The sequence below is a fragment of the Ascidiaceihabitans donghaensis genome (assembly GCF_900302465.1).
GTDB lineage: Bacteria > Pseudomonadota > Alphaproteobacteria > Rhodobacterales > Rhodobacteraceae > Ascidiaceihabitans > Ascidiaceihabitans donghaensis.
Map to the genome: position 1 here is coordinate 2004152 of NZ_OMOR01000001.1, position 14116 is coordinate 2018267.

General features: G+C 54.6%; 16 protein-coding genes. 5 read left to right on the top strand and 11 right to left on the bottom strand.

Translation table 11 applies throughout. From position 1 onward, the window contains the following. Positions 1–12: 12 nt before the first annotated feature. Together trmFO and ASD8599_RS10025 are read right to left on the bottom strand one after the other, a co-directional pair. Positions 13–1368, bottom strand: a complete 1356-nt coding sequence (trmFO, locus tag ASD8599_RS10020) for a methylenetetrahydrofolate--tRNA-(uracil(54)-C(5))-methyltransferase (FADH(2)-oxidizing) TrmFO (RefSeq protein ID WP_108828394.1) — start codon at positions 1366–1368, stop codon at positions 13–15. Positions 1369–1699: 331 nt separating this feature from the next. Continuing rightward, positions 1700–2485, bottom strand: a complete 786-nt coding sequence (locus tag ASD8599_RS10025; RefSeq protein WP_108828395.1) for an enoyl-CoA hydratase — start codon at positions 2483–2485, stop codon at positions 1700–1702. 59 nt (positions 2486–2544) lie between these two features. Between ASD8599_RS10025 and ASD8599_RS10030 the strand changes: the two genes are divergently transcribed. Then, complete coding sequence (locus tag ASD8599_RS10030; RefSeq protein WP_108828396.1) at positions 2545–2967, top strand: PaaI family thioesterase; 423 nt, start codon at positions 2545–2547, stop codon at positions 2965–2967. A gap of 128 nt (positions 2968–3095) precedes the next feature. Here ASD8599_RS10030 and ASD8599_RS10035 read toward each other — a convergent pair whose 3' ends face one another. Continuing rightward, positions 3096–3329 (bottom strand): YjiS-like domain-containing protein, encoded by a 234-nt coding sequence (locus ASD8599_RS10035; RefSeq protein ID WP_108828397.1) that lies wholly within the window; start codon positions 3327–3329, stop codon positions 3096–3098. Between the two features lie 91 nt (positions 3330–3420). Between ASD8599_RS10035 and ASD8599_RS10040 the strand changes: the two genes are divergently transcribed. Next, positions 3421–4854, top strand: a complete 1434-nt coding sequence (locus tag ASD8599_RS10040) for an aminotransferase-like domain-containing protein (protein ID WP_108828398.1) — start codon at positions 3421–3423, stop codon at positions 4852–4854. 36 nt (positions 4855–4890) lie between these two features. Here the strand turns inward: ASD8599_RS10040 and ASD8599_RS10045 are convergent, their stop codons facing one another. Beyond that, positions 4891–5940 carry a hypothetical protein gene (locus ASD8599_RS10045; RefSeq protein WP_108828399.1) on the bottom strand — a complete coding sequence of 350 codons (1050 nt, stop codon included), beginning with the start codon at positions 5938–5940 and terminating at the stop codon, positions 4891–4893. Continuing rightward, positions 5940–6251 (bottom strand): hypothetical protein, encoded by a 312-nt coding sequence (locus ASD8599_RS10050; RefSeq protein ID WP_146188212.1) that lies wholly within the window; start codon positions 6249–6251, stop codon positions 5940–5942. The genes ASD8599_RS10045 and ASD8599_RS10050 overlap by 1 nt, the downstream gene beginning before the upstream one ends. A 267-nt stretch (positions 6252–6518) precedes the next feature. Here ASD8599_RS10050 and rplM point away from each other — a divergent pair, with 267 nt between their 5' ends. From rplM to ASD8599_RS10065, 3 genes are all read left to right on the top strand, one after another. Then, on the top strand, positions 6519–6980 hold the full coding sequence (gene rplM / locus ASD8599_RS10055) for a 50S ribosomal protein L13 (protein ID WP_108828401.1): 462 nt from the start codon (positions 6519–6521) through the stop codon (positions 6978–6980). A gap of 2 nt (positions 6981–6982) precedes the next feature. Continuing rightward, positions 6983–7471 (top strand): 30S ribosomal protein S9, encoded by a 489-nt coding sequence (rpsI, locus tag ASD8599_RS10060; RefSeq protein WP_108830112.1) that lies wholly within the window; start codon positions 6983–6985, stop codon positions 7469–7471. 96 nt (positions 7472–7567) lie between these two features. Beyond that, the gene (locus tag ASD8599_RS10065) at positions 7568–8563 is read left to right on the top strand and encodes an LLM class flavin-dependent oxidoreductase (protein WP_108828402.1); all 996 of its coding nucleotides are present in this window, start codon (positions 7568–7570) and stop codon (positions 8561–8563) included. A 105-nt stretch (positions 8564–8668) separates the two neighbouring features. Here the strand turns inward: ASD8599_RS10065 and ASD8599_RS10070 are convergent, their stop codons facing one another. The 6 genes from ASD8599_RS10070 to ASD8599_RS10095 all read right to left on the bottom strand — a co-directional run bounded on the left by ASD8599_RS10070 (position 8669) and on the right by ASD8599_RS10095 (position 14062). Then, positions 8669–9286 carry a TetR/AcrR family transcriptional regulator gene (locus tag ASD8599_RS10070; RefSeq protein ID WP_108828403.1) on the bottom strand — a complete coding sequence of 206 codons (618 nt, stop codon included), beginning with the start codon at positions 9284–9286 and terminating at the stop codon, positions 8669–8671. Continuing rightward, on the bottom strand, positions 9279–10148 hold the full coding sequence (gene ppk2 / locus ASD8599_RS10075; protein WP_108828404.1) for a polyphosphate kinase 2: 870 nt from the start codon (positions 10146–10148) through the stop codon (positions 9279–9281). Before ppk2 ends, ASD8599_RS10070 begins: the two co-directional genes overlap by 8 nt. Positions 10149–10207: 59 nt before the next feature. Continuing rightward, a complete protein-coding gene (locus ASD8599_RS10080; RefSeq protein ID WP_245925996.1) occupies positions 10208–11173 on the bottom strand; it encodes an alpha/beta fold hydrolase in 966 nt (321 codons plus the stop codon). After that, complete coding sequence (gene metA / locus ASD8599_RS10085) at positions 11166–12083, bottom strand: homoserine O-acetyltransferase MetA (RefSeq protein ID WP_108828406.1); 918 nt, start codon at positions 12081–12083, stop codon at positions 11166–11168. Before metA ends, ASD8599_RS10080 begins: the two co-directional genes overlap by 8 nt. 138 nt (positions 12084–12221) lie before the next feature. Beyond that, positions 12222–13079: an ATPase gene (locus tag ASD8599_RS10090; protein WP_108828407.1), complete on the bottom strand. Its 858-nt coding sequence runs from the start codon at positions 13077–13079 to the stop codon at positions 12222–12224. Between the two features lie 56 nt (positions 13080–13135). Continuing rightward, on the bottom strand, positions 13136–14062 hold the full coding sequence (locus ASD8599_RS10095; RefSeq protein WP_108828408.1) for a DMT family transporter: 927 nt from the start codon (positions 14060–14062) through the stop codon (positions 13136–13138). Positions 14063–14116: the final 54 nt, after the last annotated feature.

A 14116-nucleotide genomic window follows, 5' to 3' on the forward strand; every position in this document is an offset into this window, starting at 1 on the left:
TAGCGGATCAGATCACGCAGCGTCCAGTGTGGATGTGCCCAACCATGTGGTCCAATCTGTTTTTGCACGGTCGGTGTAGGCTTTGTACCGGTCTTTCCGGCCCCGTCGTCCGCTTTTCAATCCCTCTACCAAAGGGAACAGTCCAAAATTGACGTTCATAGGCTGAAAGGTCTTCGCTTCAGCCCCGCCAGTTATGTGTGTGATCAAGGCCCCCATGGCCGTAGTGTTCGGTGGGGCCGAAATAGACCCTCCAAGGATTTCAGTGGCAGCCATGCGACCGGCGAGCAAACCCATAGCGGCGCTTTCAACATACCCTTCAACACCGGTGATTTGCCCCGCAAAGCGCAGATGTGGGGCGGACCGCAGTCGCATTTGGTCATCAAGCAGTGTTGGCGAATTCATAAAGGTGTTTCGGTGAATGCCACCCAATCGGGCAAAGCTTGCATTTTCAAGGCCGGGAATGCGTTTAAAAACATCGGTTTGTGCGCCATACTTCATCTTGGTTTGGAAGCCTACGATGTTGTACAATGTGCCTAGCTTGTTGTCGCGACGCAGCTGGACCACGGCATAAGGTTTGTTTTCCGGATCATGGATATTGGTCAGGCCAACCGGCTTCATCGGTCCGAACCGCAGGGTTTCGCGGCCACGTTCTGCCATGACTTCAATCGGCAGGCAGCCGTCAAAGTATCCTGCAGTTTCACCTTCTTTAAATTCGGTCTTGTCGGCCTCCATCAACGCATCGATGAACCCTTCGTATTGGTCTTTGGTCATCGGACAATTCAGGTAGGCCGTGCGTTCTTCTTCGGTGTCACCTTTATCATAGCGCGATTGCATCCATGCTTTGGACATGTCGATGCTGTCGAAGTACACGATGGGGGCGATGGCGTCGAAAAAGGCCAGCGCATCGACATCAGTGGCCGTAGCAATGGATTTTGCCAAATCGGAAGACGTCAGCGGACCAGTGGCCACGATCCAATGCCCTTCGGATGGCAAGTCTTTGATTTCGTCGTAGTTTACTGAAATGTTGGGGTGTGCCGTTAAGGCATCGGTAACCGATTGGGCAAAGTTGTCGCGATCGACGGCCAAAGCACCACCTGCAGGCAGTTTGTGCGCATCGGCTGTTTGCATAATCAGCCCGCCAGCCTGGCGCATTTCCCAATGCAGCAAGCCAACAGCGTTTTGTTCATCGTCGTCAGACCGGAAAGAGTTCGAACAAACCATTTCCCCAAGCAAACCGGTTTGGTGCGCAAAAGTTTCTACCTTTGGACGCATTTCGTGAATCACAACTTGCACGCCGATATTGGCGGCTTGCCATGCTGCTTCTGATCCGGCCATTCCGCCGCCGATAATATGAAGAACCTGTGTCATGGCGGTGATGTAGGGCAGGGGTGCGGATAGCGCAACTGAAACACGCGCAGGGTGCTTACAATTCAGTCGGGGCCTATTGTCAGGAGGGGGGATTTTTGGGGTCGCCGCTGCGGGGATTGGTCAGTTCGTGAGAGCGAACTTGGAGGGACCTTCCGCCCACGGCGACCCAAAAAGATGTGCCTTTCAGGCGCAGCATGTCTGCTGCTGTCTTATTTGTGCCTTATTCGCGCCCGATTTGCTACCATATTTTTGCAAACAATCGTTGCCAATTTTGGAAACAATGCTCAAGACTGCAATTTGCCAATATAAATCAGTAACTTATGGTGTATGCTTATTGCGTCCAGGTCGGATCACGCTTGTCCAAAAATGCCGCAATTCCTTCTTCGGTGTCGCGGTGCAGCATATTTTCGACCATAACATTGCCTGTGTGGGCATAGGCCTCGGCAACGGGCAGTTGCAATTGTTCGTAAAAAGCCTGCTTTCCGATTTTGACAGCCACTCCCAGTTTTGACGCGACAAGCTCGGCCAATGCGGTTGTTTCGGCCTCTAGCCTGTCAGCTGGAACGACCCGATTGATCAAACCCAAGGTTTCGGCGCGCTCTGCTTCGATAAATGTCCCTGTGGTAAGCATCTCGAACGCTTGTTTGCGCGGAATGTTTCGGGACAAGGCAACCATGGGGGTCGAACAAAACAGACCGATGTTCACACCATTAACGCCAAAGCGCGTGCCTTGTGCCGCAACCGCCATGTCGCAGGTCGCAACCAGCTGGCATCCCGCAGCGGTCGCGATGCCATGCACCTGTGCAATAACCGGTTGGGGCAGGGATTGCACACGCGTCATCATTGCGGCGCAACGGTCGAACAGGTCTTTGAAATAGGCTTTGCCACCATCGGAGTTCTGGCGCCCTTGTGTCATTTGCTTGAGGTCATGGCCGGCGCAGAATGCCTTGCCGGTGCCAGACAAAACAACGGCACGCACGGACGCGTCTTCTGCAATATCGTTCAGACTTGTGTGCAAAGCGTCCAGCATTTCGTCAGACAACGCATTCAGCCGATCTGGTGCGTTCATGACCAATGCTGCGACACCGTTTGTGTCCTTACGTTCCAAAATTCCCATCTTGCCCTCCCCGCAATTTGGTTGAAACGTTAGGGCAAGAATTTTGGAAGGGAAAGCAAATGTCTGTAAAAATGAATGAAGACGCTTTGATGATCTTCATGCGCGAGGTGTTTCACCAGCGTGCAGAGGACTTTGGCGTCGACCATGTGGCCGAGAACGAGATCACGATGCGGTTGTTCAATGATGACAAGCACTTGCGTCCCGGTGGTACGGTGTCGGGGCCTTCCATGTTCGCACTGGCTGATGTGGCGGCCTATCTGGTCACGCTTGCCATGATCGGGCCCAAAGCCCTGGCCGTTACCACAAGCTGTTCTATCGATTTTATGCGTAAACCCGCAGCGAATGTCGATTTGATTGCCAAGGCGCGGCTGTTAAAACTTGGTAAACAATTGTCCGTCAGTGATGTGATGCTTTATTCCGAAGGGTCTGACAAACCGGTGGCCCGCGCCAGTCTCACATACGCCATTCCGCCCAGCACATAAGATCCGGCTTCATCTCGCCAGATAAACCTCCCCCGGAGGGTCCCCAAGGTGCCAACGATCTGAACCAAAAAGGCCGCCGAAACATGTTCGGCGGCAAGGGAAGAGGTCTGGCAATCGCCACGGGGATGTCACGCTTGCCAGAACACCTTTGCAGACTCATCCAAGGCCTGATCCGGTGTCAGCCCCACGTCGCGCAATTGATGGCGGGTCAGTTGGCGTAAAGCCAATCGTGTGCGACGACGTGTTGTCCACTTTGACACAATGACTGCAAACTCGACCGCCCAAACCGATACAATCGGCAAGGCTTTGCTTTCGCGCAGGTAATTCAGTGCGTCGAGGTCGGTTTTGATCGTCAGTGTCATGGGAATCTCCTAATTGTATTGACACAATTTGACATCTCTGTCATGAATATTGATACGTAAAGTGATACAAAGAATCTATGGAAACATTGTAATGGATACAATTTGGCAGCCAGAGCTCGAAATCGGGGCGGGTCCCAAGTACAAAGCTGTGGCCAAGGCCATCCGCGATGGCGTGGCCACAGGTGATCTGAACGAAGGGACCAAGCTGCCTCCGGTACGGGATCTTGCATGGAAGTTAGGCATCACTCCGGGCACCGTGGCGCGTGCCTATACCATTCTGACCGACGAAGGGATGCTAACGGCCGAAGTGGGCCGTGGTACATATGTGGCCAAAGCCCGTCGCGACCCGATGCACCCCTGCGGGCAGGATGGGGGACTGGACATGCCCCTCGAAGTTGACAGCACCCTTCATAATTCCGAAGCGCAGACATGGCAGGTCAACCTGATTTCACCGCATCTTCCAAGTGTTGGACAAGCGCCCCTGATCCGCAATCTTTTGGCTGACATCGCCTATGATCCGCCATCTGGCGTCATGCATTATCCCACACGTCACAGCAGTTTACCGGCCCGCAAAGCCGCGGCGCAATGGATTGCATCACCCCCCTTGGGGGCTGTGACTGCAGAGGATGTGGTTCTGGCACATGGTGGCCAGAATGCGATTTTGCTGGTGTTTCAAACTCTTTTATCGGGGCGCAAACCGGTAATTTTGGTAGAAGAACTGTCCTATCCGGGCTTTCGTCGCGCGGCGGAACTGCTGCGGGCCCATGTGGTGCCTGTCGCGATGGACGAATACGGGTTGATCCCTGACGCTTTGGATGCGGCGGCAAAAGCACATGGGGCGCAAATTGTGTGTACCTCTCCCGAGGTGCACAATCCCACGTGCGGCTTTTGCCCCGAAAACCGCCGCCGTGCTTTGGTGGATGTGGCACGCAAACACGATCTGCAGATTATGGAAGACGATTGTTACCGCATGGGCACTGCGCGCGCACCCTCTTACCGCATTTTGGCGCCCGAGCGCAGTTGGTATGTCACCTCTATCTCTAAAACCCTGACACCTGCCTTGCGCATCGGTTTGGCTGTGGCCCCCGAAGGACAATCTGCCAGACTGCGCCGTGCCTCTGAACATTCGTTCTTTGGGCTTGCGACCCCGATGATGGATTTATGTGCCAAATTGCTGACCCACAAATCGCTGGATGCTTTGGTCACTCAGGTGCGCAAAACCAACAACAGTTACGTGCAAGCGGCCGTGAATATTCTGGGCGGATTTGACTTGAAATGGCAACAGGATGTGCCGTTTTTATGGTTGCATTTGCCTGAAGGGTGGCGGGCCGGGGCCTTTGCCCAAGCGGCCGAGGCACAGGGCGTGCGTATTCGCATTGCCGAAGAATATGCGTGCCGCGACGCGCGTGCGCCGCATGCCATTCGGTTTGCGATCAATGCCGGTGTGACGCTGGAAAGCTTTGAGGCCGCAATTGGCCGTTTGCGTGATCTTCTGGACAATCCCCAAGATCAAATCGGGGTCTGAAACGCACTAAAGGATGCCTGCGGCACCCGACTAACACTAAAGGATGCCTGCGGCACCCCATGCCAAACCGAACGCAATTGTGCCCGCCGAAATGGCGGCAGAGTAGGCGGCGACTTTTAGCTTGGAAAAAGGGCGTTCCCCAAAAGTGCGCCCGTCGATGCCGGACACCACAACTTTGTACGGTTTAGCCCTGTAGGTATAGTGCAAGACCCAGACCGGCAGCAAAATACGCCGGTAATGGATGCCTGACGTGTCTGTTTGATAGTTGATGTTGTGCACGCCCGACTTGTTGATATGGCCGCGAATGCGGTTGCGGATCAGCCAGCGTTTGTCATCTGCGTTGCTGTCCAACCCTTCTTGCACCGACTGGTGATGCCGTTCGGCGGCAAACCCCGCCAGAAAACCGGCGTCGTAGGGGCGCAAATCCGACGGTGTGAAGTCGTGCAAAATTCCGTCGCGGATCAAGGGGGTCACATGTGGTGACGCAGGCATGAGCAAATCGTTGAAACGGATGTGCATTGCCCCTTTGATTTTGCGTGTGCGCCGGTTGTCGCCGCTGCCTGTGGTGTGCATGGCCCAATAGTTCACGGCCTCTTCGCTGTCGAAGGTCCAGAATGGCACATAAAGGCCGGCAACGCGGCCTTTGCTGACGGTGCCTGACAGATCACTCGGTGCGGCTTTGCGACCTGCCACCCAAGCCAACGCCTGACGTTGTGCAAAATCTGCGTCCGCCTGAAACGGGATCAGCGCCTTGGTGCGATATCCAATGTCCTGTCGGCCCAAAACCACGGCCCCGTCACAATAGGGGCAGCGTTCCGACAGGTTCTCAGCCGTGAAAATGACGGTGCCACCACAGGTTTGACATTGATGGGCGCGTTCCTTGGTGACTTGTGGCTTGTCGCTTTCGGGGGCGTTGGGATCGAAGGGAAACTCTCCGGACGCGTCTGTGTCATTTTCGGGATCCAGAACGGGATGAGGCGTGCCACAGCTTAGACAGGTCAACGCCTGCTTGGTCGGTGAAAACAAACACTGGCCCGCACAGTTGGGGCATTGCAGGGATGTTTGGTCGGCTTGCAGGGTTTCCATCAGTCGTCCCCCAAAGCCGCAGCGATTTCCAACAAAATCCGCAACCTAAGCCAGGACCGTTCAATCGCGCCGTCCAGATCACCCGTGGCCCCCCAATCGCCGATGATTGTCGCAAAGAACCACGTTGTCATCAGCCAAAAGGCAATGACGGACCAGCCGCTGAGGGTGCGCAGAAACCCGGCAGAGCCTTGTTTTAGCTCGTGTTTCGCTTCGCGCACTTTGATCAGTTTGACGACAGGCCACATGCCGACAAAGGTGGACACTGCCAGCAAGACAAGGCCGGACAAGACTGGAGCGAAAAAGGACGTCATAGTGAAAGGGGGCACCGCTAAGAAAGACCGATAGCAAACTTGGGCTATGATGCGAGGGACCGGATTGATTGCAAGCGGAAATTGCGTCACGAAGGGGAATGGAAAATCGACCGTAAATGGGCGTCATTTCATGGGGTATATTGATACCTTAATTTTAAGTTGTTGTTTTTGAACTGAAAAATCGGGAACATTGCGCTTGAAACGATTGTTTGCCCCTTCTATAACCCACCAATCGTATTCAAAACCCAACCCATAGGGCTAACTGACATGAAAACTTTTTCTGCAACACCAGCAGACATCGACAAAAAGTGGATCATCATTGATGCTGAAGGCATCGTGCTGGGCCGTTTGGCGTCGATCGTTGCGATGCGCCTGCGCGGCAAGCACAAGCCATCTTTCACACCGCACATGGATATGGGCGACAATGTGATCATCATCAACGCTGAAAAAATCCAGATGACCGGCAAAAAGCGCGAAGAGCACTTTTACTGGCACACTGGCCACCCGGGCGGCATCAAGTCCCGTACGAAGGCGCAAATCCTTGAAGGTGCACACCCAGAGCGCGTCGTCACCCAAGCGGTCAAACGCATGTTGCCTGGCAACCGTCTGGCCCGCGTACAAATGACAAACCTGCGCGTTTATGCTGGTGGCGATCACCCGCATGAAGCTCAAAACCCTGAAGTTCTGGATGTTGCATCCATGAACAAGAAAAACACACGGAGCGCATGAGCATGTCTGACGAAATCAACACACTCGAAGACTTGCAAGCTGTTGCTGGCGAAGCCGCAATGCCTGCAGTTGAGCTGACACCGCGTGAACCTGTGATCGACGATCTTGGCCGTTCTTACGCCACAGGCAAACGTAAAGACGCGGTTGCCCGTGTTTGGATCAAGCCTGGGTCGGGCAAAGTCACAGTAAACGGCAAGCCGCAAAACGAATATTTTGCGCGCCCTGTTTTGCAAATGATCTTGGCTCAGCCTTTCTCTATCGCTGGTGTAACTGGCGAATTTGACGTGGTTGCCACGGTTAAAGGCGGCGGCCTTTCTGGTCAGGCCGGTGCGGTCAAGCATGGTGTTTCCAAAGCATTGCAGCTGTATAACCCATCCTTGCGCGGCGCATTGAAAGCGGCAGGCTTCCTGACACGCGACAGCCGCGTCGTTGAGCGTAAGAAATACGGTAAAGCCAAAGCGCGTAAGAGCTTCCAGTTCTCCAAGCGTTAAGTTTTACGCACAGATTTTGGAAATGGGCGTGGCGTTTGCTGCGCCCTTTTTCTTTTGCAGTTTGATGCTTAGATTGACCCTAAAGGAGCCTTGTCTGTGAAGTATTCTGTTCTTGATCTTGCCCCTGTGCCCGAAGGTTTCGATGCGGTGCAGGCGATGCGCAATACGACGGACCTTGCGCAACGCGCCGAGGCCTTGGGGTATCACCGTTATTGGATGGCCGAGCACCACAACATGCCGGGCATCGCATCTGCGGCAACGTCTGTTTTGATAGGGCATGTGGCCGCGCACACCAAAACCATGCGCATTGGGGCAGGCGGCATTATGCTGCCCAACCATGCCCCTTTGGCGATCGCGGAACAATTTGGCACTTTGGCGACGCTTTATGGTGACCGCATTGATCTGGGTTTGGGCCGCGCTCCGGGTGGAGATCAAGCCGTCTACATGGCGCTGCGCCGGGCTGGAGGGGACAATTTCCCGGCAGATGTAGCCGAACTACAGCGCTATTTGGGCGATCCGGTTGAAGGGGCCGCTGTGCGTGCTTTGCCCGGCGAAGGGACCCATGTCCCGCTGTGGATATTGGGATCATCCTTGTATGGCGCACAATTGGCGGCACACATGGGATTACCCTATGCTTTTGCATCCCACTTTGCCCCTGCCGCTTTGGAAGAGGCCGCCTATATCTATCGCCGCGATTTCAAACCATCGGTGCATCAAGATGCACCTTACTTTATGTTGGCGGCCAATGTTTTTGCGGCAGATACAGATGCTGAAGGCGCATATTTGCGCACGTCTATGCAACAGGCTTTTGCGCGCATGCACACAGGGACCCGTGGGAAGCTGCCGCGACCCGTAGAAGATATTGATGCAGAGATCGGGCCTGCGTTGCGGCGGGGCGTTGACCAGATGCTGACGATTTCTGCAACCGGCAGTCTGTCTAAAGTGAAAGCAGAATTGTCAGCGCTGATTGCACAGTATCAACCAGACGAGATGATTTTGACGGGGCAAATCCATGACCATACCGCCCGGGTTCGGTCATTTGAGATTGCCGCAGACGCGCTGCAGGCTATCGGCGCAAAATTTGCAGCTTAGCCGGATAGACTTTCGCAAAATTCATGGCTTTTCAGATGGGGGCCAGCCCCCACGCCTGTCGGCGTCCCCCCGGGATATTTTTGGCGAAAAGAATACGCAGTTTCTTTATTCGTCAGGCCGGATTAACCCCAAACCGCGCAGATATATGCCGATTCCGGTCTCGAGCAAGTCCTCGGGCGGGAAGGGGCTGGCGCGCCCGGGTGAGTTGCGTGCAAAGAGTTCCACCACACCGTGGCTCATGGCCCAGATGTGGGCGCTGAACATCGACGCCGGTGGGCGTTTGTCTTCGGGGATGTGTTTGCTAAGGTCAGTGGCCGCTTTTTCCAACACACCGTTTGCGCGGCTTGCCACAGCCGCCAGTTCCGGCGTGCGATTTACTGAAATTCCACTTTCGAACATTGCGATGTAGTGGCCGGGGTACTTACGTGCAAAAGCCAGGTAAGCACGTCCTGTTGCCTCAAAGGCTGCCAAATCCGAAGGTTGGCCGGATTGGTATGCAAATTCCATCAAATCGGCAAAGATATCATACCCTTGGCGCGCAGCTTCAGCGATGAGGTCTTCGCGCCCTTCAAAGTGGCGGTACACTGCCGCTGGCGTTACCCCAGCTTGCTTTGCTGCTTCTGACAAAGTGAAACCTTGCGGGCCTTTGACCTCGATCAGCTCAAGTGAGGCATTGATCAGGGCCTGCCGCAAGTTACCGTGGTGATAGCCGCGTTTAGGCATTCCAGATGTCCGGTCCGCCAAGCACCTGTCGGTCAATCTTGCCGATATTGTGGACGTCTTTGCCTGTGTAGCTGAGTTCGTTCAAAACCGATCTTATCGCGTTCAGGCGCGCCCGCTTTTTGTCGTCGCTGCGCACAACAGTCCACGGCGCGTGGTGCGTGTGGGTTTTTTGAAAAGTCTCTGCGATGGCTTTGGTGTACTCTTCCCACTTGCCAAGACCTTCCACGTCGATCCAGCTGAGCTTCCATTGTTTTAAAGGGTCGCTTTCACGTTTCAACATACGCCGCAATTGCTCTGCGCGGCCTACGTTCAGCCAGAATTTGAACAGTTTGACACCGTCTCCGGTGATCAGCTTTTCAAAATCATTGACCTGTTTGAAAAAAGCTGTTCGCTGCCGGACCTCACAAAAACCAAACACATGTTCCACCACAGCACGGTTGTACCAGCTGCGATCAAAAAACGTGATGCGCCCCCCTGACGGCAGATGTTGGATGTAGCGCTGAAAATACCATTGGCTGGATTCTGTGTCTGTGGGTTTGGACAACGCCACCACATTGGCAACGCGCGGGTTCAAATTGGTTCGAAACCGGCTGATGGTTCCGCCTTTGCCCGCAGCATCACGCCCTTCGAATACGATGGCGATACGTTGCCCGGTTTCATGCGCCCAAGCTTGCATCTTGACCAATTCAATCTGCAGCTTTTCCAGATCCTCTTCGTAGTGCTTCCGTTTCATCCGTTTTTGGTGGGGATAGTTTGGGTTCAGGATGTCATCTTTATGTGCGTTTTCAATCGCATCACGCACGTTTTCAGGCACGGTGTCTTCGAAGAATTTGGTGATAGCCCCATCAAATGGACGTGTCATGGCTGGCTCCTTTTGGGGGATGTGAGTGCGCTTTACATCACTATGCGGCAGCGCGTCGGTTAACGCAAACCTGCGCGTACCGCCGCACGTTCAATTGCTGCGATCACCTCTGGGTGACTGACATGTTGCGGCATGTGACCGACACCGGGCAACACGGTCAAACGCGCGGATGTGACTTCGGCCACCATCCGTTCAGAATGCACCGAAAGCCCCACAATTGTGTCGGCATCGCCGTGCACAATTTCGATGGGAAGTGTGAGGTCTGGGTATTTTGTGTGCAAAGCGCGGACTTCTTCGCGCAGGTCGTCGCGTTGCTGCGCATTTGCGATCAGTGTGGCAGGGCGCAAAACTAACGGCACCCCGACAGCTTCGCCGTAGCCTTCGGGTGCATTTTGCGGCTCGAAAATGCTTTCGATGCTGGCTTTTACATAGTCTTGTGGCGCCCAGGCCGAAATCAGCCGTGCCACGATGGGCCCGAATACGGGATGTGCCAGCCGCGCTGAAAATGCGTCGCGTGGACCTTCCCAAGGATGGGTTGCACCGGCCATCAACATGGCGGCTGATATCGTGTCCGGATGATTGACAGCCCAAGCCATCGTGACAGCCCCACCAAAGCTTTGGCCCGCAACAATGGGTGTTTCCACCCCGATGGCTGTGGCGGCGGCAGACAAAAGCCGTGCCTGATCCGAAATCGACACACCCTTCGGACCCAGCGCAGGCGTATGGCCCAATCCCGGACGGTCAAATATGACCAAACGGTAGTCTGGCGCCAGTTGCGTTGCCAAAGAAAAGGTCATGTCGCGTGTGTTGCCGGAAGCGCCGTGGATCAACACCAAATCCGGCGCTGTGCCTGCCTTTTGACCCATTTCGACATAATGCACCGGATGGCCGTCTACATCCACAAAGGCGCCCGGTGCTGGAAATTCACGGGCTGCCGTGCGCGCATTCTGCTGCACACGCCAAAGCGTCAAAGCCGTAAATCCGATCAATATGACCGCGACACCAAGTCCAAGAATTTTAAGCACCGATTTTGTCCATTTCGAAGGGGGTGGATTGATAAATCTCATTCACCCAATTGCAGTACAAAAGATGTGCGTGGCTGCGCCATCTATTCATAGGGGGCTGCGTAGGATCATCGTTTGGATAGTAGTTTTGGGGTATGTTGATGGGCGTGCCTTCCGCGACATCGCGGTCATATTCCTGCTTCAGCGTGTCGCTGTCGTATTCAAAGTGGTTGAAGATATAGAGCGCACGATGTGCTGGATCTTCGACAAGGCAAGGACCTACCTCGTCACTGCCTAACAAGGTGTGAAGGCCTTCGGCCGCATCGATTTCGGATTGGCGCATCTCTGTCCAACGGCTGACAGGTATGACGCAATCATCTGAAAACCCACGCAGAAATGGCGATGCCGCTTTGAGGTTCTTGTGTCTGAAACACCCGAACGCCTTGGCCTCAAGCATATGTTTGTCCACACCATGGAAGTGATTGATCAGGGCCATCCCCCCCCAGCACACGCCAAACGTGGAATGGACATTGGTTTGCGTCCAATCCATCACTTCGCGCAACTCGTCCCAGTAGTCCACGTTGTCAAACGCCAGATGTTCGATGGGGGCGCCAGTTATGATCAGCCCATCAAACTTTTCACCTTTGACGTCGGAAAACGGGCGGTAAAAGCTTTCCATGTGTTCTTCGGTGGTGTTGCGTGAATAGTGGTTGGTCATGCGGATCAGGCTAAGTTCGATCTGCAATGGTGTGGCCCCAATCAACCGCGCAAACTGGTTTTCCGTCTGAATTTTTTTCGGCATCAGATTGAGCAAAGCAATCCGCAAAGGCCGGATGTCCTGACGCGATGCTGCATCTTCATCCATCACCGACACACCTTCGCGTTTTAGCACAGCATAGGCAGGTAGGTCAGACGGCAGTTTGATCGGCATAGGTCGGGTCCTTTGGAGTTGAAGGCATCAGATAACCAGTGCAGCGGGGGATTTCCAGTGTGATGCCTACACAGTGGTGTGTGCAGCCCCGCCAAACATGACGCGATGCACCGAAATCCGGTCCACCATCACATCACATCACATCGCGTCGAGTGCGGCTTCTATCATCGCGTCAAAATCTTCTGCGGACTTCAGGGCGTAAACGTCATCGGCGGTGACTGTCACCCCCCAGCGCGCCATAGCTTCATACCGTGGCTGGCGATGTGCCAAAGCACGCGCATAGGTCCATCGAATGAATGTGTCAGGATCAACGTCGTCCGCTGAGACATTGTTTTCGTTTAGGTATTCGTCCCAGCACTGCGCCAGAAATGCGGGCTGATACGCCATCGGTTTGGGGGCCTTGTCGAACCTGCGCACAAGCTCTGCTGTATGTGCGTCTGATCCTTTGATCCAGATCGGCAGGCAAGTCCCGCTTAGCTCTTGCATCAAGGCGTCGCTGTCATCGTCTGCTTCGACCCATTCACAAATTGATCCGCCTGTGTCGCAGATAAAGTGGGGGTAGCCATATACATCCAAGCCCCGTCGAGCGAATTTTTGCGTATCATTTAGGGCGTTGATTTCAGCACTTTTGAACTGGTCTTGACGCGTGCGATATTCATCTATGCTGAGACCACCCGCATCCGTATTACCGGGTTTGCCAAGATAGGTGGATACCGCCCCTAGGTCATGGGTGTGCACGTTGGGGGCGATATAGATCGCGTCCTGACGGAGCATTTCACGCAAATAGGGGGTGTCCATGGCAGCCTTAAGACAGGAATCGACGATGTACTCGCCCATGTACCGTGTGCCGATGCGGTAATCGATCGAATAGTGAAACCACTGTCCTGTGTCGCGCAAGATCGATGACATATGCGTTTTGCCAAGGCCGGACATTCCATAGACCATCACACGTTTGTTTTTGGCATCGCGCCACGCTTTTGCGTTTGGATAAAGCATCGTTGTGTCCCGCTGTGTTGGACCCGCTGTAGCAAGTCCACTGTGTCGAGAGTGTCCTAGCGGGGCTGGGGGGATCGGTCAATTCGTAAGACCCGCAGGACCCGCCCATCCAGAATAAGCATACCCAACGCTAAAAATGCGAAACCCGCATAGGCGTTTGCGCCAAGTTTTTCATCCAGAACAGTCGCGCCGAGAATGATGGCGACAGGGGCCACCAACAAAGTCACAAGCATCAGGTTGCCGCTGCCGGCCATGCCCAGCACACGGTAGTATAGCAGATACGCCCCGGCCGTGGCCACAATCGCGTAGTAACCAATGGCCAGCATGGTGCGCGGCGCAAGATCCAGCGACATGGGACCTTCCATGACCCATGCCACAGGCACCATGATTAGTGCGGAACCTGTCAACATGCCTGCTGCGGCCACTTGGGGTGGTTGATCACCCAGCATCTTGCGGGCCCAAACGCCTGCCAAAGCGTAGCAAATTGTGCCGGCGATAACAGCAAGTTGAGCGACACTGCGTAAGTCCAGATTGCGCATATTCTCGAACCCGATTGCCATGGTCACACCCAGAAACCCCAATCCGACCCCAATGGCTTTGCGCAGCGTTATCCGTTCGTCGGCAAAGAAAATGGCGGCTGCGATCACGCCGAAGATTGCTGTGGACGCGTTCAGAATGGAAGTCAGCCCGCTTTCGATGTGCAATTGCCCCCAAGCCATCAAGGTAAAGGGTAGGGCATTGTTCAAAAGCCCCATCACCAGAAATGCAAACCAAGTCATAGGGTTGCGGGGCAGGGGCAGGCGCATCACAGCGACAACGGCCCATAACACAAGCATGGCCCAGAGTGTGCGGTGTGCCACAGATGTCAGTGGCCCGACCTCATCCAAAGCGATGCGAATGGATAAAAAGGACCCACCCCAAATCAGTCCCAAAAGCAACAGTTCAGCCCATGCGCGGCCAGAGATGGTTTTTTGATCTATCATGGCGCGACCCTATGGGAGGGGCGGCACCATGACGACCCGTTTCTTGTTCAAAAC

Coding starts and splice junctions, on each gene's coding strand:
- trmFO (WP_108828394.1), bottom strand. CDS start 1,368: ATGACACAGGTTCTTCATATTATCGGCGGCGGAATGGCCGGATCAGAA.
- rpsI (WP_108830112.1), top strand. CDS start 6,983: ATGTCTGACGAAATCAACACACTCGAAGACTTGCAAGCTGTTGCTGGC.
- metA (WP_108828406.1), bottom strand. CDS start 12,083: ATGCCGATCAAACTGCCGTCTGACCTACCTGCCTATGCTGTGCTAAAA.
- ASD8599_RS10095 (WP_108828408.1), bottom strand. CDS start 14,062: ATGATAGATCAAAAAACCATCTCTGGCCGCGCATGGGCTGAACTGTTG.
- rplM (WP_108828401.1), top strand. CDS start 6,519: ATGAAAACTTTTTCTGCAACACCAGCAGACATCGACAAAAAGTGGATC.
- ASD8599_RS10025 (WP_108828395.1), bottom strand. CDS start 2,485: ATGGGAATTTTGGAACGTAAGGACACAAACGGTGTCGCAGCATTGGTC.
- ASD8599_RS10090 (WP_108828407.1), bottom strand. CDS start 13,079: ATGCTTTATCCAAACGCAAAAGCGTGGCGCGATGCCAAAAACAAACGT.
- ASD8599_RS10045 (WP_108828399.1), bottom strand. CDS start 5,940: ATGGAAACCCTGCAAGCCGACCAAACATCCCTGCAATGCCCCAACTGT.
- ASD8599_RS10035 (WP_108828397.1), bottom strand. CDS start 3,329: ATGACACTGACGATCAAAACCGACCTCGACGCACTGAATTACCTGCGC.
- ASD8599_RS10030 (WP_108828396.1), top strand. CDS start 2,545: ATGTCTGTAAAAATGAATGAAGACGCTTTGATGATCTTCATGCGCGAG.
- ASD8599_RS10040 (WP_108828398.1), top strand. CDS start 3,421: ATGGATACAATTTGGCAGCCAGAGCTCGAAATCGGGGCGGGTCCCAAG.
- ASD8599_RS10070 (WP_108828403.1), bottom strand. CDS start 9,286: ATGCCTAAACGCGGCTATCACCACGGTAACTTGCGGCAGGCCCTGATC.
- ppk2 (WP_108828404.1), bottom strand. CDS start 10,148: ATGACACGTCCATTTGATGGGGCTATCACCAAATTCTTCGAAGACACC.
- ASD8599_RS10050 (WP_146188212.1), bottom strand. CDS start 6,251: ATGACGTCCTTTTTCGCTCCAGTCTTGTCCGGCCTTGTCTTGCTGGCA.